The 16,305-nt window shown below is 48.2% G+C and carries 16 protein-coding genes and 2 pseudogenes; 7 read left to right on the forward strand and 11 right to left on the reverse strand.

Annotated elements, in window-relative coordinates; genetic code table 11:
- Positions 1–185: 185 nt before the first annotated feature.
- Complete coding sequence (locus tag UF06_RS05385; RefSeq protein WP_039427114.1) at positions 186–392, forward strand: hypothetical protein; 207 nt, start codon at positions 186–188, stop codon at positions 390–392.
- A gap of 6 nt (positions 393–398) precedes the next feature.
- On the opposite strand, the gene UF06_RS05390 is transcribed toward UF06_RS05385, so the two are convergent.
- Entirely contained in the window at positions 399–1,271 is an 873-nt protein-coding gene (locus UF06_RS05390; protein WP_045569526.1) for a LysR family transcriptional regulator, read from the reverse strand.
- A gap of 103 nt (positions 1,272–1,374) precedes the next feature.
- On the opposite strand from UF06_RS05390, the gene UF06_RS05395 reads away from it, so the two are divergent.
- Both UF06_RS05395 and UF06_RS05400 read left to right on the forward strand, forming a co-directional pair.
- Positions 1,375–2,631 carry an adenylosuccinate synthetase gene (locus UF06_RS05395; RefSeq protein WP_045569527.1) on the forward strand — a complete coding sequence of 419 codons (1,257 nt, stop codon included), beginning with the start codon at positions 1,375–1,377 and terminating at the stop codon, positions 2,629–2,631.
- Between the two features lie 160 nt (positions 2,632–2,791).
- A complete protein-coding gene (locus UF06_RS05400; RefSeq protein WP_045569528.1) occupies positions 2,792–3,265 on the forward strand; it encodes a peroxiredoxin in 474 nt (157 codons plus the stop codon).
- A 105-nt stretch (positions 3,266–3,370) separates the two neighbouring features.
- Here the strand turns inward: UF06_RS05400 and UF06_RS05405 are convergent, their stop codons facing one another.
- The 3 genes from UF06_RS05405 to UF06_RS05415 form a co-directional block, all read right to left on the reverse strand.
- A complete protein-coding gene (locus UF06_RS05405; protein ID WP_039427106.1) occupies positions 3,371–3,985 on the reverse strand; it encodes a LysE family translocator in 615 nt (204 codons plus the stop codon).
- Between the two features lie 51 nt (positions 3,986–4,036).
- Positions 4,037–4,984 carry a LysR family transcriptional regulator gene (locus tag UF06_RS05410; RefSeq protein WP_045569529.1) on the reverse strand — a complete coding sequence of 316 codons (948 nt, stop codon included), beginning with the start codon at positions 4,982–4,984 and terminating at the stop codon, positions 4,037–4,039.
- 100 nt (positions 4,985–5,084) lie between these two features.
- The gene (locus tag UF06_RS05415) at positions 5,085–5,540 is read right to left on the reverse strand and encodes an Lrp/AsnC family transcriptional regulator (protein ID WP_045569530.1); all 456 of its coding nucleotides are present in this window, start codon (positions 5,538–5,540) and stop codon (positions 5,085–5,087) included.
- Positions 5,541–5,778: 238 nt separating this feature from the next.
- Here UF06_RS05415 and yjeH point away from each other — a divergent pair, with 238 nt between their 5' ends.
- Positions 5,779–7,029, forward strand: a complete 1,251-nt coding sequence (gene yjeH, locus UF06_RS05420) for an L-methionine/branched-chain amino acid transporter (protein ID WP_045569531.1) — start codon at positions 5,779–5,781, stop codon at positions 7,027–7,029.
- Here the strand turns inward: yjeH and UF06_RS05425 are convergent, their stop codons facing one another.
- From UF06_RS05425 to UF06_RS27455, 3 genes and pseudogenes are all read right to left on the reverse strand, one after another.
- Complete coding sequence (locus UF06_RS05425; protein ID WP_045569532.1) at positions 7,030–7,791, reverse strand: class II glutamine amidotransferase; 762 nt, start codon at positions 7,789–7,791, stop codon at positions 7,030–7,032.
- Between the two features lie 12 nt (positions 7,792–7,803).
- Positions 7,804–8,512: pseudogene (locus UF06_RS27065) on the reverse strand (PLP-dependent aminotransferase family protein); the annotation flags it as partial.
- A 30-nt stretch (positions 8,513–8,542) separates the two neighbouring features.
- Positions 8,543–8,638: pseudogene (locus UF06_RS27455) on the reverse strand (hypothetical protein); the annotation flags it as partial.
- Positions 8,639–8,858: 220 nt separating this feature from the next.
- Between UF06_RS27455 and UF06_RS05435 the strand changes: the two are divergent.
- Positions 8,859–10,205 (forward strand): magnesium transporter, encoded by a 1,347-nt coding sequence (locus tag UF06_RS05435; protein WP_045569533.1) that lies wholly within the window; start codon positions 8,859–8,861, stop codon positions 10,203–10,205.
- A gap of 450 nt (positions 10,206–10,655) precedes the next feature.
- The gene (locus UF06_RS05440; RefSeq protein WP_045569534.1) at positions 10,656–11,558 is read left to right on the forward strand and encodes an AraC family transcriptional regulator; all 903 of its coding nucleotides are present in this window, start codon (positions 10,656–10,658) and stop codon (positions 11,556–11,558) included.
- Positions 11,559–11,882: 324 nt separating this feature from the next.
- Here UF06_RS05440 and UF06_RS05445 read toward each other — a convergent pair whose 3' ends face one another.
- Positions 11,883–12,230, reverse strand: a complete 348-nt coding sequence (locus tag UF06_RS05445) for a hypothetical protein (protein WP_045569535.1) — start codon at positions 12,228–12,230, stop codon at positions 11,883–11,885.
- Between the two features lie 271 nt (positions 12,231–12,501).
- Between UF06_RS05445 and UF06_RS05450 the strand changes: the two genes are divergently transcribed.
- Positions 12,502–13,596, forward strand: a complete 1,095-nt coding sequence (locus tag UF06_RS05450; protein WP_045569548.1) for a mechanosensitive ion channel family protein — start codon at positions 12,502–12,504, stop codon at positions 13,594–13,596.
- A gap of 30 nt (positions 13,597–13,626) precedes the next feature.
- Here the strand turns inward: UF06_RS05450 and UF06_RS05455 are convergent, their stop codons facing one another.
- The 3 genes from UF06_RS05455 to UF06_RS05465 form a co-directional block, all read right to left on the reverse strand.
- Positions 13,627–14,346 (reverse strand): carbonic anhydrase, encoded by a 720-nt coding sequence (locus UF06_RS05455; protein WP_045569536.1) that lies wholly within the window; start codon positions 14,344–14,346, stop codon positions 13,627–13,629.
- 126 nt (positions 14,347–14,472) lie between these two features.
- Positions 14,473–15,075 (reverse strand): pentapeptide repeat-containing protein, encoded by a 603-nt coding sequence (locus UF06_RS05460; protein WP_045569537.1) that lies wholly within the window; start codon positions 15,073–15,075, stop codon positions 14,473–14,475.
- 61 nt (positions 15,076–15,136) lie between these two features.
- Entirely contained in the window at positions 15,137–16,048 is a 912-nt protein-coding gene (locus tag UF06_RS05465; RefSeq protein ID WP_045569538.1) for a ParB/Srx family N-terminal domain-containing protein, read from the reverse strand.
- Positions 16,049–16,305 lie beyond the last annotated feature (257 nt).

Genomic DNA, 16,305 nt, shown 5'->3' on the forward strand with positions numbered 1-16,305 from the left:
AACCGAAATCATTTGGCGTGCTAGCCAACAGCATGAACGCGCTAAGTGGCAAAGGTAGAATCTCTCCCCCGTTTGTGCCTGTGCCCCTGATGCAGGCACCTTTTCTGCTCGTTCATCCTTGATTCATCTCCCGCTGGTTATTGTGTTGTCTATCGCATTTTGTAGTGCAACCTGAGGAAACAACGATGCAACGAATCATCCTAGTGACTTTGACCGCAATCGCCGCGCTCTTTACCCTGATGTTTAGTTTGCTGCTGGCCATTCCATTGACCATAGCCGCTTTGATCACCGGTAAAAAGTTAGAAAAGCAGCTTCGCCGTCAATCGCCGCAGACCCAACAGGACCCACACGTGATTGAAGGAGAATGGGAAGAAGTCCCACGCCGTCACTAATCACCATCAATGCCAGTCTGTCGATTGCGCATACTCTTCCACCCAGCCAAGCAACTGCTTGGCCGCTTTCGATAGCACTTGGTTTTGCCTCACAATATAGCCAAAATCGGTGGCTGGGAACGCCTCCAAGTGGGTCACCGTTCGCGTCAATGCCGCTTTGGTGTGCAGTGAAAAATCCGGCACAATCGCGGTGCCAAAGCCTGCTTGCGCCCAGTCGATCTGCGCCTCAACACTGCCCACTTCCATCACGCGATATTTGGGCAAGGCTAACTTGGGCAAAGAAGCATCAATCAGCTCCCGCGTTCGCGTGTCATGGCCAAGCAGTATCAGAGTCGGCTTATCTTGCTCTCCCCAATCACTCGCAAACAGATCATCACCAAACGCACACCACTGAATCTGGGTCAGCGCGGTAAAATGCAGTGGCTGGCTCTCTTTCTGCTCAATCACAAAGCCGATGTCGGCGCGGGCACTTTTCACCAGCTCAACCGCTTGCGCTGAGGTGGTATTAAATAGCGCTAAGTCAATGCCGGGGTAATCGTTTTTAAAGCGCTGAAAAGGATGGATAAGCAACAGGCGCGACACAATGTCACTTGCCGCGATCGACAGCGTCCCTTGCGTGAGTTCGTTGATGGCATTGAGATCCGATTGGCAAATTTGCAACTCCCCTAGCATCATCTTGGCCGATTTCAGTAGCCGCTTACCTGCTGGGGTTAGCTGTACCGGATTTCGCTCGATCAACTTCGCTTTGGTATTTTGCTCTAACTGCTTGATATGCAAGCTGACATTGGGCTGCGTCATATGCAGCTCTGCGGCGGTTTTACCAAAATGCTTCACCTCAGCCAAAGTAACAAAGGTTCTTAACCAATTGAGATCCAGCATCACTTCCTCATATGAGTTTATTATTGGCTTGATGAGTATAATTAATTTCTCTTATTAAGACTATCCACCTAAGATGCTTCGGTCTTATTTCGGAGGAATTCTCATGTCGTCTATCGTTGTTGTTGGTGCCAACTGGGGTGATGAAGGCAAAGGTCGTATCGTTGACTTTTTGGCCGAACACGCCGCTGCAAGTATTCGTTTCCAAGGTGGTAATAATGCTGGCCACACCGTGGTAAACCACCTCGGTACCTTTAAGTTGCACCAGCTACCGAGTGGCGTATTTAACCAAGGTTGTTTGGCCGTGCTTGGCCCAGGCATGGTGATTAGCCCTGAAGCACTGAGCAAGGAGCTGGCAGAAGTGGAACAAGCAGGCGTAACCGTGAACCTGTGCATCTCTGATCGCGCGACATTCTGTCTGCCGCTGCACGCTCTGGAAGACACGCTAGAAGAACAGCGTTTAGGCGACAAAGCGTATGGCTCGACTCGTCAGGGCATCGCTCCGGCGTACGGCGATCGCGTGATGAAGAAAGGCATTCTGGTCGGCTGGTTGAAGCAACCTGAAGTGCTCGTTGAGCGCATTCAGTTCCTGCTCGATTGGAAATTGCCGCAACTGCGCGCGCTATATCCAGATTTCAACTTTACTCAAAGCGCGCAAGAGATGGCGGATTGGCTGCTTGAGGTTTCTGCTCCTTGGCGTGATGCGATTTGTAACGTTTCGACCCCATTAAAAGCGCTGCAAGCTGAGCAATCCAACCTGCTGTTTGAAGCACAGTTGGGCGCGGGTCGTGACTTGGTTTATGGCGAATACCCTTGGACGACCTCTTCTAACGTCGTCTCCGCTTACGCGGGCATTGGCAGTGGCTTGCCTGCTCTTCGCCCAGAGCGCGTGATTGCGGTCGCCAAAGCATTCAGCTCCTCCGTAGGGACAGGCACCTTGATCACCGCGATGGAAGAGCAAGACGCGTTCCGTGAACTCGCCAACGAATTCGGCGCAACCACGGGTCGCCCACGTGATATGGGTTACTTTGACGCGGTGGCGACCAAAAATGGCGTTGAACTGCAAGCCGCAACTGAGATTGCCCTGACCAAGCTTGACTGCCTAACTGGCCTTGCTGATCTAAAAATTTGCGTTGCCTACCAAGGCGAGCACAGCGAAAACCCAATTTGGCCACAAACAGCGGCGCTTGCACCTGTTTATGAAAAGATGGCCAGTTGGAGTGAAGACATCACGGGCTGCCGTCAATTCGACCAACTGCCTATCGCTGCGCAGCAATATGTACTGCGTATTGAAGAGCTGATGGGTGTGCCCGTGAGCATGGTTTCTGTTGGCCCAGGCCGCGAACAGATGATCATTCGCTAATCCTCTGCACCATCGAAAAAATCCGGGTTCGCCCGGATTTTTTCTTTTTGCCGTGCGCTGGTGGTTTTTGTTCAGTATCCCCTGTTTTTGTCTGTGTTTAATCGGCAAAATCCGTACTACACTGCTCAGGTATTCTTAATCATTGAAAAAGGAAAGAACCATGATCGAACAAGGGCAAACCCTGCCAAATGCGACACTGAGTCAATTGACCAAAGATGGTATGGTCAACCATTCGGTTCAAGAACTGTTTGCTGGTAAAAAAGTCGTCCTGTTTGCTGTTCCGGGCGCATTTACGCCAACGTGCTCTGAAGCGCATCTACCGGGTTACGTGGTACTTGCGGATCAACTCAAAGCCAAAGGCGTAGACATCATCGCTTGTGTTTCGGTTAACGACGCATTTGTGATGAAAGCGTGGGGCGAAGCGCAAAATGCTTCTGAGCTAACGATGTTGGCCGACGGTGATGCAAGCTTTACCAAAGCACTGGGTCTTGAGATGGATACCGCTGGCTTTGGCGGCGTACGTTCACAGCGCTACGCGATGGTGATCGACAATGGTGTGGTGACCACACTGAATGTGGAAGCACCGAAGTCATTCGAAGTGAGTAACGCCGAAACGATTCTTGCCGCACTGTAATTCACGCCAAAAACGGCAACAGCAAGAACCGCAATAGCGCGATTGCAAAATAGATAGAAGAAAAACGGAAGCCGCGCTTCCGTTTTTTATTGCAGTGAGCATTCGCTAAATCGTGACCACCACACGCAGCGCCAACAAAATCAGCACCACGCCTGACAGCCGATCAATCAACTGCGCTTTGGCGCGGATCTTATCCACCACTTTGGAACTCGATAGCACGATGGTGATAAAGGTGTACCACAAACCATCGACAATAAACGGCGTCGCAACGATGATGACTTGATTGCTCAACTCATTACCCAGCGCAACAAACTGGCTAAACAAAGCAATAAAGAACAGCGCAATTTTCGGGCTGAGAATCGAGATCAAAAAGCCCTCTTTTGCTGATTGCCATACGGAGGTCTGCTCGCCCGATTCCAATTTGGCAGCCACGCCACCTTTCGAGCGCAGCGCGTTCACGCCCAAATACGCCAGATAGGCCGCGCCAGCGTAACTGATGGTTTTAAACAGCAGCGGGGATTGTTGCAGTACCACCGCCAAGCCGATCAGGGTAACAAAGGCGTAAATACCAATACCAAACGCGTGTGCCCAACTGGTGGCCAAACCGTTTTTTCGCCCGCCAGCAAGCGCATGTTTCGCCACAATAGCCAAACTCGGGCCGGGCGACATGGCGCCTAGAATACAAATCGTAAATAGTGATAGCCAAACAGTCAGTGTCATGTTCATCTCCGGTAAAACTGCACAGTAACTTGAGTTGAAAATGAAATGAAATCAAACTTCTTCATGATGATGATGATCTGAAATCATACCGATTGAGTATTGGCAACTGAGCATAGTGGCTAACACCACTTCTCTTGCCCAGCGGTGCGCTAAATCGCTATCGTATTTGGGATGCCACATCAGCCAGTATTGATGCGGATCGGTGGAGAGCGGCAGCGGAAGATCGACCAGAGGGTGGTTTTTTGCCAAATTCACTGCGATGTGCTTTGGCACCACCATCAGATGATCGCTTTGCAGCAGACAGTTGACCGCGGCAGTGAAAAAAGGCACCTGTAGCGCTATGCGGCGCGCTAGCCCTTTTTCACCCAGCGCGCGATCGGTGGCCGAGTCTTTATCGCCGCCACCGGTGACTTTGATGTGTGAGTAAGCGAGAAAAGCATCCAAGCTCAGTGATGATTGCTGCGCAAGTGGATGATCCGCGCGCATCAGGCAAACCGAACTATCCTGCCCGATGTGCACACTGGAAAGATCGCGTGGCGCTTGAGGCAACATGGTCGAAGCGAGATGAATACCACTGTCGAGTAGCGCCGTCAGATAGCCCGGTTGCCACAAACGATAGCTGAGATTGAGTCTCGGCGCTTGCTGCATGAGCGCCTGCGCGGCCGCTGGGAAAATATATTGTGCGACGTAGTCACTTGAGGCGAAAACAAACTCCCCTTGCCACTGCTCGGGGACAAAAGAAGGTGCCGCAAATAGATGTTCAAACTCATCCAGCAGATCCAATAACTTGCTCTGCAACGTCAACGCGCGAGCGGTAGGGACAAGTCGATTGCCATCGCGAACCAAAAGCGGGTCGTCACACAATTCTCGCAGTTGTGCCAGCTGACGGCTCATCGCCGATTGGGTGATGTGCAAACGCTCAGCCGCTCGGCTAACATGGCACTCGTCCAATAAAACATGCAGCGAACGCAGCAAATTGAGGTTGATGTTGCTTAGCATAAACGCTTCCTTAACCAGTATCCGATGCGCTGTAAATCACACGGCCAAAAGGGTCGGTTTGTTTGCAAGGCACTGTTTGCCAGTAAGACACGGCCTGTTTTCATTGCTTGAATGCTTTACAGATATTGAAAAATTCATTCAACACCATGTGAGTCATCACGTGTTTGAGATCCGGATAAGCCTGAATCTCTTCACGAATTTGATTTAAGCGAGTCATGCTGGCCACTTCGACATACAGCATCATGTCGGTTTCTCCGCTGATTGCATGGCACCACTTAACGCCATCAATCAGATAAATTTGCTTGGCGTATGTCTCGCAAAAATGGCTGGATGAGGAGGTATCAAATTTCAGTGCCAAGTACGCGCCGATTTTTTCTCCCGCTGCAGGGTCGGCAATGTCAGCATGGTAGCCTAAAATCACACCATCACTTTCCAACTTATTGATCCGTGCGGCGACCGCGGAACGCGACAGGTTCACCGCTTTGGCGATGTCGGTGACAGAACAACGCGCATCCTCTCGCAACATGGTGATGATTTTTTTATCAAACTTATCCATCTTTTCTCACTGCAACCTCTCCTTTTTGTCGTTGCATTCTACCCGTAAATCGCGCAGATACCCATCTCCACCTAACTAGCGCCGTTTTGCCAAGAGAAAGCGCCTGATTCCGTCAATTCGTCGCTCAAACAAGGCAAATTGTCTGCTGTGTTTTCGTGCCGAACCCAGTATGCTGAGTCGGATTGATTTCAAACTACTGATGATAAACATAAGTGTTAAGACACGCAGGGAGCGCTCCATGGGTCAACTCAAACAGGAAATTACTTTACTGTCCGGTATCGGACAGCTCTCCACCACCCTCATGGGCACCGGGCTATTTATGATCCCGGCGATCGCCGCAGGCATCGCGGGTCACTATTCGCTGTGGGCTTGGCTGATTCTGTTTGTGCTAATTTGCCCGGTGGCGCTGACGTTTGCGCAGTTAGGCAAGCGTTATCCCAATGCCGGCGGAACGGCTTATTTCGTTCGCCAAGCCTTTAACCCTCGCTTAGAAAGCGCAGTGGCTTGGCTGTTCGTTTCGGTGATTCCCGTTGGTGTGCCCGCCGCGATTGCTTTAGCTGCAGGCTTTTTGCAACAACTCCTGCCAGCGCCACTGGATGGCAATCTCAGCGCACAGTTGATCACCGTTGCGTTATTAGTCGGCGTTAATCTGCTTGGAGCAAAATCGTCTGGTCACCTACAAACGGCGATTGCACTGGCCATTTTCGCGCTGGTCGGCGCTTTTTTCTGGCAAGGCGATGTCGGCATGAGTGATTTGCACATGCCGGCGCTTGAAAGCAGCGCGCTCTATTCGATCACCACGGCATTGGCGGTGATGTTCTGGTGTTTTGTCGGTATTGAAGCATTTGCCCATATGGGGGAAGAGTTTAAAAATCCGCAGCGAGATTTCCCCATCGCCATCATTATTGGCTGTTTTGTTGCTGGGGCAACCTACTGGGCCTGTTCGGTGGTGATCCTTAAATTTGGCGCGTACGGCAGCGCACAGTTTGATAGTGCCTCGATCCCGTGGTTGAGCGAACAGCTCTTTGGCGCCAACGCCAAGGTGTTGATCAGCGTCATCGGCTTTTCTGCTTGCTTTGCCAGCATCAACCTCTACACGCAAAGCTTATCACGTATGATCTGGGCTCAAGCCAGAGCCCATAAGCCACAAGGGAAGATGGCCCAACTCTCCTCACGTGGCGTGCCATTTAACGCGACGTTAAGCGTCGGTGTAGTCTTAGCCTTTGCCTGTTTGGTCGGTTACTTCTCAGGCTTGGATTTGGAGTTCTTCCTTAAACTGGCCAACAGTGTGTTTGTACTGGTTTACCTGCTTGCCATGCTGGCGGCTTATAAACTACTGAGTGGCAGCGCCAAATGGCTGGCAGCATTATCTCTTGTGCTGTGTACCTTGGTTTTCGTCTGTTTAGGATGGTCAATGCTCTACGCGTTAACCATCTTCTCTCTGTTTCTTTTCCAAGGGCAAAAACAAGCTAAAAAAGCGCAGATTTAGTTAGTCTATGTTGTGGCTGTCGATCTGCTGATGATGAATGTGCGTCACGGTCTGTGGCGCTATTTTTTGCCAGTTACCTGCCGCATCCAGCGGCTCTGAGGCCAAGATGATCGCTTGTCCTTTTTGCTCGATAAATACCGTCGGCGGCTCGCCTGCCGAGCTATAACGGACTACCCAAAACTGCTCTCCATCGGAAATGCAAATCGACGCTTTAAAAGGTTCACAGATGGTTTTATCACTCATGGCATGATTCACCTCAGCCAGCGTGCGGCGAATCGCGCTGAGCGCATCATCTTGCAAACCATTTTTGAGCATCAGCAAAAACAGCAACTCGCTGTCGGTCGTACCGCGTTTTTGCACGTAGAGACTCTCCGGCAGCAAGCGCTCAAGGGCAAATTTCACTTGCTCAAAACAGGCAATTTGCCCGTTGTGCAAAAACATCCAGTTTTCGAAGATAAATGGGTGGCAATTTGAGCGGGACACGGAAGCGCCCGTTGACGAACGCACATGCGCCATAAAACGATGAGAGCGAATATGGTGCGCCAGCGAACGCAAGTTTTCATCTCCCCACGCTGGCAGCACTTCGTGAAACTGCCCGGGCGTAGAGCGTTCGGTATACCAACCCAAACCAAAGCCATCGGCGTTGACGCGTGTTACCGCTTTTCTCGCCTCAAGGCTTTGATGCACAAGGGAATGCTCTGGCTTGTATACCAGTTCATCAAGATAAATCGGCTCTCCTTGATAGGCTAACCAACGACACATAATAGAGTTCCTTTAAGTCACGGCAGAATCGGCCTTGAACAAGCTTGCCAGCAGTGCCACTTTGTCGTCAATATCCTCAATACGAACATTGCCAAATCCCAGCACCACAGCGTGCCAATCACGTTGCTTTTCGGCGCTGTGTTCATAGGCGCTATGTTCATAATAGCTTAGCGGCCGCACGATAATACCGTGCTCCTTGGCGCGTCGCACCCACTCTTGCTCAGTGATGCCCTGCCACCAGCGCACTGTGATGTGTAATCCAGCGGCTTGACTGATGATTTCGAGCTCTGAAGCAAAATGTCGCGCAATGCTTTCCACCATCTGCTGATGTTTTTGCTTGTAGATCCGGCGCATCTTTCGAATGTGGCGCATTAAATCCCCTTCAGCAATAAACTGCGCCAACGCCAGTTGCGTGTGCGTGGGCGAATCACCAGTGAGGGCATCTTTAATCGTACACGCCTTCTCGATCAACACTTTGGGCAGCACCACATAGCCAAGGCGCAGCCCACTTGCTAAACGAGCCAACATAGATGATCTGCTGCGCTTCGCCGACTTGCGCCGCCAGCCCCTGCAAACTGGTGTAAGGTCGATGCGCAAACTGAAACTCGCTGTCATAGTCATCTTCAATGATCCACCGCTGCTTTTCTCTTACCCAATCGATAATCTGCAACCGCTGTTCTGTGTTCAGTGTGGTTCCCATCGGGTACTGGTTGGGCGTCACACCGCGATGTTTCTTAAACATGCGGCTAAACCCCGTCAAGCTGCTATAGCCTAGCCGCTGGGCAATCTGTTCCAGCGGCACGCCAGAAATCAGCGTGCTCACCATACATGGCGAAATATTGATCATAAACACAAAGAAATGCGCATCAACTCGTTTAGGTTGGACCTACTCTACAAGCTGGATTTTAAAAATACCGTTTAGCCGTTGTCTAAGTAACGCTGCTCTGCACAAAGAAAAAGCGTTATTACCGCCTGTTTGATTATTTTTCCACGCAACCATTGAATTTCATAGACTTTCAAGTACCTTAACTCTCGCAATTTTTCATTTTTATTTCGGGGGATGCTTTGTGAGCGAATTCCAAGATCTGCCCCTGCTTATCGAACAGATAGCCAAAGCAGATGACTCAGAACAGATCGCCTTATTAAACGAATCGATTGAACACGGCCTTGAATCGGGTTCCGTGGCGCTGATTCTCGAAGCTTTCCCTGTCGATGACCGTGTGCGTTTATGGCGGGCGGTACCGCTAGAGATGCACATTGATGTGCTGACTGACATGCGTTCTGAGGTGCGCTACTCGATCATTACCGCGCTATCGGAAGTCGAACTGAAGCTGACGCTGGCCAAACTAGACAACCTTTCGCTGATCGAGTGGTCGGACTCTTTGCCAGAAGAGATCATTAATGAAGCGCTTTCACTGATCGAAAAAGACGAACTGGAACTGTTCGATCTGGCAAACCAATATGGGGATGATGAGCTTGGCCGCTGGGCAGAGCGAAAAATCATCACTCTTCCTTTCACCATTTCGGTTGACCGCGCGAAACGTTTGATGGCGCGCTACAGCTATGACACGCCACAGCGGATTTATCTGATTAATAAAAAGAAGCAATTTCGCGGCGTGGTGAATTACTACGAGATCTTACGCAGCGAAGGCACGACCACGCTTAAAAATCTCACCATTGATCCCGTCAATTTGCTCAGTAGCAAAATGGCGCTGTCAGAAGCCGTTGAAGCGGTGGAACACAGCTCGTTACCCGCACTGCCTGTCGTGGATGAAGACCAAACCTTGGTCGGTGAAATTGATTGGCAGTTTGCCCTAACCACGCAACGAGAAATCTACGAGGCTCGCCTCATGGCGGGTACTGGTATGGATGAAGGCGACGACTTGTTTGCTCCAGTGATGAAGAGCTCAAAGAAGCGAGGCGTGTGGCTGGGCATTAATCTGCTGACGGCGATTCTGGCTTCCATCACGATTGGTCTGTTTGAAGAGGTGATCGCCCAAGTGGTCGCGCTCGCGGTGCTGATGCCCATCGTCGCCTCAATGGGTGGTATTGCGGGCAGCCAAACATTGACCCTTATGGTACGCGCGATGGCCCTCAATCAGATTACTCCGGGTAACCGTTTCGCGCTGTTCAAAAACGAGTTTGGCATCGGCGCAATCAATGGACTTCTCTGGGCGGTGATCATCGGCGGTTTGGCTGCGTTGTGGTTTCAGTCTCCCGTCATTGGCGCGACGATTTCCTTAGCGATTGTGGTCAACATCGTCACCGCAGCCATGTTTGGCGTTTTGATCCCGATTGTGCTCGACAAGTTTGAACTCGACCCCGCTCTGGCAGGTTCGGTGATCCTCACAACGGTAACCGATGTGGTTGGTTTTTTTGCTTTCTTAGGCACAGCGAGCCTAGTCATGCTCTAGTGCAACGCTCACCATCCAAATATTGACTGACGGGAGCAACAGGCTCCCGTCTTCTTTTTAGGCGAATAGATCACCGAATCAATATGTTATTTATCAATGCTATCAGTAGCAATTTAAATTAAAAGTGCAAAATGCAATTGCGTTTTGCAAAGACGGGTCGCACATTAAGCAATCAATATCACAGAAACCAGACAGAAATCGTCTATTTTCGCCCTTTTAAAAGTTGGCACGGATAGTGCTTTATATTGACTGACCCTTATTAAGCCGAGGGTCACCTAGCCAACTGACGTTGTTAGTGAACCAGATTGTTCACAAGTATATAAGCCAAGCGCAGCTTTTGCGCTTGGCTCTTTTTTTATCTGCGATTGCACAAAATGGTCTTCGCTCTCTTTCACTCAACGCAACTTTTCATTTACCCTTTTCATCAAGACAACTCCAAACGGCACTTTGATGAAAACCGACTACCATAAACGACTGCTCCCCGTCATACGTCATCTCGAAACGCATTTTGATGAGCCACTAAACTTAGAAGAAGTCGCTGCACTTGCACACCTCTCCCCTTATCATTTTCACCGAATTTTCAAAGCCGTCACCGGAGAAACCTTAAATGAACATCTTCGCAGATTGCGCTTGGAGAAAGTCGCCAATCTCCTGTTTTACCGTAAACTCAGCGTCACTGAAACCGCGTTGAGCTTTGGTTTTTCCAGTTCTCAGAGCTTGGCAAAAGCATTCAAACAGCATTTTGCCTTGACTCCATCTCAAGTCAGGGAGTGTGAGAGTATCAGCGAGTTTGCTGAATTACTCAGAAACAGCAAGATAGGACACACATTGCGCAAGAATGGACACGTCGAGAAACGCAGTTCAGCCTACACTAGAATGAAATCTCACACAGGGAGTATAACCATGGACATGCAACATTTTCCGGCGAGCCATTTGGCGTTTGTACGTGTAACTGGCGAGTATGGGAAGAATTATGAACCAGCAACACAAAAACTTTATCAGTGGGCAAGCCCAAGAGGATTGGCGGATAATACCTGTATTTTTATCTATCACGACAACCCAGAAATTACACCAGCGGAGAAATGCCGCACCGACGTTTGTTTATTGCTTGATGGAGCGGTAGAAGGCAATAATGACGTGGAAATAAAGCCATTTACCGGTGGCCACTATGCCTGTATGCGTAGAACGATTACGGATGTTAAGCAGTATCCTCTGGCTTGGGATGAACTGATGGAACAACTGGTTGAACAAGGGTTAGATTCTGATGATCGACCTTGTTTTGAGCTCTATCACTCCTACGATCCACAAACTCACCATGCCGATGTGAGTTTCTGCACAGCAATAAAAGCCTAGTAAAATTCGGCAGCTGTTCGGCTGCCGCTTACTTCATTTCCACTCTGCTCGATAGTCAAAACTCATCGTTTCAACAATAATCCATAGTAATTATGGAATTAACATCACACAAAAATAGACTAAATGCACAAATAATCGTTTGAGAATTTGCCTGTTGATAGAATCGGTACTAATGTTTACTCATCTCAGTGACCTGATATCGCATCCGCAGTATCGGATCTCACTAACAACGTCAATCACCTCACGCCTGCGTTTGGTATAAAAATAAAAAAAGAAAGCGGCTCCCATTCGGAGCCGCATTTCTTTGTATAATCTGCCTCTGCATTAATTCAGTTGATGTTCGTATTCAATCACCACTTGGTTACCATCAACAAACACGTTCTTAATTACACCATCAACCGTCACGCGACTTTGCAGGAAAATAGATTGCGAATTGCCTAAATTACGCTGAGATAGCGAAGGAATCACTTTAGCTGGCTGAACATGCAACTGCTCACAAAGCTGATGGACAAATCCAAGCGTTAATGGTGCGTTTCCTCTCAGCAGAGAAGAAAACTCATGATGATTCAAACCAAGGCGTTTCGTCATTTCCATCTGCGTAATGTGCATTTTCGCTTTCTGTGACATCCAGAGATCGTATAACGCCATACGATCCTGTTCAGTAAACTCCATGATTTATCCTCATTTATTCGCTATCGGCATGACACTCTCATACATTAATAACTAAAGTGTTAGTTGCAAGTCAAAAAAGCGCCGATTTTCTGCTACAGAAACCGAACAGATTGCACAAAATACAAGGACGATCACATCATTATGAGCGTGGATAGGGCGAAAAAAGAGATGAGTTGTTAAAAACAGTCATTCGCTAATTACCTACATATTGCCTGTGATAAGCACCGCTTTTCTGTTACCTTTTGGCTTTTACTTGCAAAAACAAAAATTTATGAACGATTGGCTACTTGAACTACAACGCGCTCTTTTTAGCAATCACCAAGATTGGTTCGGCAGTGTCCTGTTAATTACTATTGGTAGTGGTGTCGCGTGGTTGATTTGGCGTTTGGTAGTATCACGTCTACGTCTACTAGCAAGCAAAACTCGTCTGCATTGGGATGATATCTTGGTAGAGTCGATCCAAACCCCAATCAGTACTTTGATTTGGTTGTGGCCCGCCACCCTCTCTCTGGCAATCGCCGTACAAAGCCAAACCGGTAAACAACTGGCTTGGCTTGGGATGACCAAACGGCTGCTGCTTATCGCTCTGTTTGTGTGGATCGTCATCCGCTTGATAAGTCGGATTGAAGACTACATTCTCGCTCAGGCAAATCATGACGAAACCACGGTTCAAGCGATTGCTAAAGTCTCTCGACTGTTTTTCTTAGCCATTGCAATGCTTACCATGATGCAAGCCTTTGGTCTCAGTTTATCGGGTTTGCTGACCTTTGGTGGTGTAGGTGGTTTGATTGTCGGTCTCGCTGCGAAAGATCTCTTATCCAACTTCTTTGGCGGTTTGATGATCTATTTTGATCGCCCCTTTAAAGTCGGCGATTGGATCCGTTCTCCAGATCGTCAAATTGAAGGAACCGTTGAGCGCATAGGCTGGCGCATGACCAGCATCCGTACTTTTGAGAAACGGCCACTGTATGTACCCAATTCCGTGTTCAGTAACATCGTGGTTGAAAATCCATCGCGTATGCTCAATCGCCGTATCAATGAAACCATTGGCGTTAGGTACGATGACAACCAGAAATTACCTATTATCATCGAGCAAGTGCGTAAGATGCTGGAACAACATCCCGATATCGATGTCACACAAACGCTCATTGTGAACTTCAATACGTTTGGTCCATCATCACTGAATTTCTTCATCTACACTTTCACAAAAACAGTCAACTGGGTCGAATACCACAGTGTGAAACAAGATGTGCTACTAAAAGTGATGGAGATCATTCAGCAAAATGGCGCCGACATCGCGTTCCCGACCCAAACCATCAAACTCGATCCATTCCAAGCGGATATCTCGTCCACTGAAAAGGCCTAAATGCGCAGAGCCCGGTTTGGGCTCTGCTTTTTAGTCTTTGCTTAGCACAGTACGCGCATTTAGTGGCTGCAGTGGGCGATTGTTGTGTCCCATGACAGACACCAACTGTTCTGTTTGACTGCTCGAAAGTTCAGAAGCTTGTTTGAGAACAAGCCAACGAACCCCCTCGCTACACGGTGGTGTGGTTAAAGAACCATTAAAGCGATAGTAGTCTTGCTGCTTAGGTAGGAGAGCAGCGACATCAAAGGCATGAGGTAAGGTAACTTGTTCACCCAGAGTAGGCATTTTTGCCGTCAGCTCATTGAGTAACGGATTCAGCTTCCCAGTATCAAACATCACTGCAACAACGGCTAAGTTTCCCTCACTGTCAGCATGTACAAAGTGTGCTTCCAAAGGATACTGCTTTCCCTTTATCACATTTTCAGACGGTGTGTGAAAATGAAACTGTTTAAGTTCAAAGCTTTTTCCATCGATATTCAGAAAGTTTTTCCCACTCACACCCGCCTGAAGCGTATGGCCATTGTTGATCAAAGAAACAGCCTGACCAGTATAGTTCAGCTCAAGCGCTTTCATCTCTGCTTCGATTGGTTGAGCTATGTCAATAGGACTTTGGTTTTTGCCCATTGCACACTCTTTTGCGACTTTCCCCCAATGTTCAGGGCCATGATGGCCTTCATACCCCCATTCAGATGCCAGTGCGGTGTTAGACAACGCCAAAGTGACGAAAAGTACACTGATTTGTTTTTTCATACTTGTTTCCTTGCGAATAAAAATTTAGTAATCGGCAAGGCAATAGTAGTCACAAAGTAAGCCACGCGAATGCGTTGCAAACTTTGTTTGCTAAAGTTGAGTAGCATCTCTCTTCACGGCTTACCGTTAATCCACCAAATCTATACCTAAGGACTCTAAAAGAGACAGTGCTTCGTATCGAGAAAACTTGGCTCCTTTGAGCTGATTATCCAAAAGGTTAATTTTGTATCCCTCGGAATCGCTAAAGTCGACTTTTTGCAACTGGGTACGCATGAAAAGGCTACGGGAAAAATTACACGCCGTCATGGTCGACTCGTTGAAGTTTCCTTCTCTAAAATCAACATCATGCAGTTTGCATTGATTAAACTTGAGGGTATTTAGCGTCAGTGCAAAAAATGAACTGTCGTTCAAAATGCAACGTTGGAAGGAAAGCTCAAAATCACGATGATAAATCGGCCAGTTTGCTTTGGTCCAATCGACGCCAATCAGTTTGCAATCAATAAAAGTAACACCGTAAAACGCCGAGGCAGAAAAATCAGCCAAACTCAAATTGCAGCGTTCAAACTCGCAGTTGTTGAATTTGCAACGCTGAAACTGTGTGTTCGAAAAGTCGCAATCAGTAAACTGACATTCTTCAAACTCAATCCCTTCGAAAGCATCATCGCTGTACTCCAGTTTACTGAACATTTGGTCGAAATACGGCTCGTCATTGCAAAGCGTTATTGTCATTGTCTATTACTCTTATTAATAAGATGCACTCACTCCTACCATACTTATCTCAGACTCGTTATCAGCGGAGTGTCGCTTTATAGTTAAGCGCGTCGGTGACTTTACCTTTTTTATTCATTAACTTCTCTAGCGCTTTATTGTCGACCTTTTTCAACTGTCCGAGTTGCTCAGCACTCATGCCAGAACCGCCAACATCACGGCTTTCAATCGCGACGATAGTCCGACTCGTCACTTTTAGAGCGTCACGATAACCTTGCTGGGTAGACAAATCAAACTGGCTGCCCTCCATCGACGAGCGTAGTTCTCTCGCCCAATAAAATTCGAGAAATGGAATCGCTTTCATGGGCTTATCCCAGGCGACGCCTTTGACAAAATAGACAAGCGAGCGATACTGATCGTCACTGAAATTCGAGATACCCAATTTGGTCGGAAGTTGGTTGTAGTCAATCGGCCTGTCTTGCTCGTTAAAAAGCCAAGCATCACCGTACGCGGCCATTTTTTCCCAGAATGTTGCCCAATCTGCCAACTGGCGATAATCTTTATCTATCAAAACGTTGACGCGTAACCGCTCTCCACCACTAGGCATCTGGTAAAAAACGTTAAACGTATGATGCCCGTCAGTGAGGAAATACTGCCCATTTGGTCCAATAACCACTGTCTTCATTTTGTCTTTATGTGTACCTATCTCATCTTTGCATTGATAAGACAGGTTGTCGTTTGGCAGAGATGCGTCGGTAAAATGTTTGACCCCTTTTTGCCCATTCGATTCGCATAACTCATCGAACATCGTTTTCGGATCGCGATGGTAACGTCCTAACTTGTAGAAAATCTGCTCGTAGCCGATGGATGGTTGAGTCGGCTTCAATAGCCCTAATTCTAGCTCAACAACATCACCAACCGTCGGCACTACTGCATAAGCAGGTCCAAAACAGCCAACACTCACCACTAAAAGTAGCCATACTATTTTCTTCATCACTCACTCCATATTGGCTATTTTGCCAACCAGATCTCCAACTCGGAAACTTAGCGTAACCGAAAACACTCTGTAACAGAAAAGAGAATAGCTTATACCAATCTAAGTAAAAATGTGATCTAATTGATGTCATTCAACGATAAAACTTATTCGCTATGGACAGTCTCAATAATATCGACTTTAAAAAGCTCGCAAGCCAGCAGAAATCTATTCAGATGAAAATGAGATTGCTGGCCCTCGCTCATTTCAAAGAGGGA

Source organism: Vibrio sp. S234-5 (genome assembly GCF_000960595.1).
Lineage (GTDB): Bacteria > Pseudomonadota > Gammaproteobacteria > Enterobacterales > Vibrionaceae > Vibrio.

Excerpts from the sequence above, each read along its gene's own strand:
- yjeH (WP_045569531.1), top strand. The coding sequence starts at position 5,779 with ATGGGTCAACTCAAACAGGAAATTACTTTACTGTCCGGTATCGGACAG.
- UF06_RS05440 (WP_045569534.1), top strand. The coding sequence starts at position 10,656 with ATGAAAACCGACTACCATAAACGACTGCTCCCCGTCATACGTCATCTC.
- UF06_RS05390 (WP_045569526.1), bottom strand. The coding sequence starts at position 1,271 with ATGCTGGATCTCAATTGGTTAAGAACCTTTGTTACTTTGGCTGAGGTG.
- UF06_RS05460 (WP_045569537.1), bottom strand. The coding sequence starts at position 15,075 with ATGACAATAACGCTTTGCAATGACGAGCCGTATTTCGACCAAATGTTC.
- UF06_RS05400 (WP_045569528.1), top strand. The coding sequence starts at position 2,792 with ATGATCGAACAAGGGCAAACCCTGCCAAATGCGACACTGAGTCAATTG.
- UF06_RS05410 (WP_045569529.1), bottom strand. The coding sequence starts at position 4,984 with ATGCTAAGCAACATCAACCTCAATTTGCTGCGTTCGCTGCATGTTTTA.
- UF06_RS05405 (WP_039427106.1), bottom strand. The coding sequence starts at position 3,985 with ATGACACTGACTGTTTGGCTATCACTATTTACGATTTGTATTCTAGGC.
- UF06_RS05425 (WP_045569532.1), bottom strand. The coding sequence starts at position 7,791 with ATGTGTCGTTGGTTAGCCTATCAAGGAGAGCCGATTTATCTTGATGAA.
- UF06_RS05385 (WP_039427114.1), top strand. The coding sequence starts at position 186 with ATGCAACGAATCATCCTAGTGACTTTGACCGCAATCGCCGCGCTCTTT.
- UF06_RS05450 (WP_045569548.1), top strand. The coding sequence starts at position 12,502 with ATGAACGATTGGCTACTTGAACTACAACGCGCTCTTTTTAGCAATCAC.
- UF06_RS05395 (WP_045569527.1), top strand. The coding sequence starts at position 1,375 with ATGTCGTCTATCGTTGTTGTTGGTGCCAACTGGGGTGATGAAGGCAAA.
- UF06_RS05455 (WP_045569536.1), bottom strand. The coding sequence starts at position 14,346 with ATGAAAAAACAAATCAGTGTACTTTTCGTCACTTTGGCGTTGTCTAAC.
- UF06_RS05465 (WP_045569538.1), bottom strand. The coding sequence starts at position 16,048 with ATGAAGAAAATAGTATGGCTACTTTTAGTGGTGAGTGTTGGCTGTTTT.
- UF06_RS05445 (WP_045569535.1), bottom strand. The coding sequence starts at position 12,230 with ATGGAGTTTACTGAACAGGATCGTATGGCGTTATACGATCTCTGGATG.
- UF06_RS05415 (WP_045569530.1), bottom strand. The coding sequence starts at position 5,540 with ATGGATAAGTTTGATAAAAAAATCATCACCATGTTGCGAGAGGATGCG.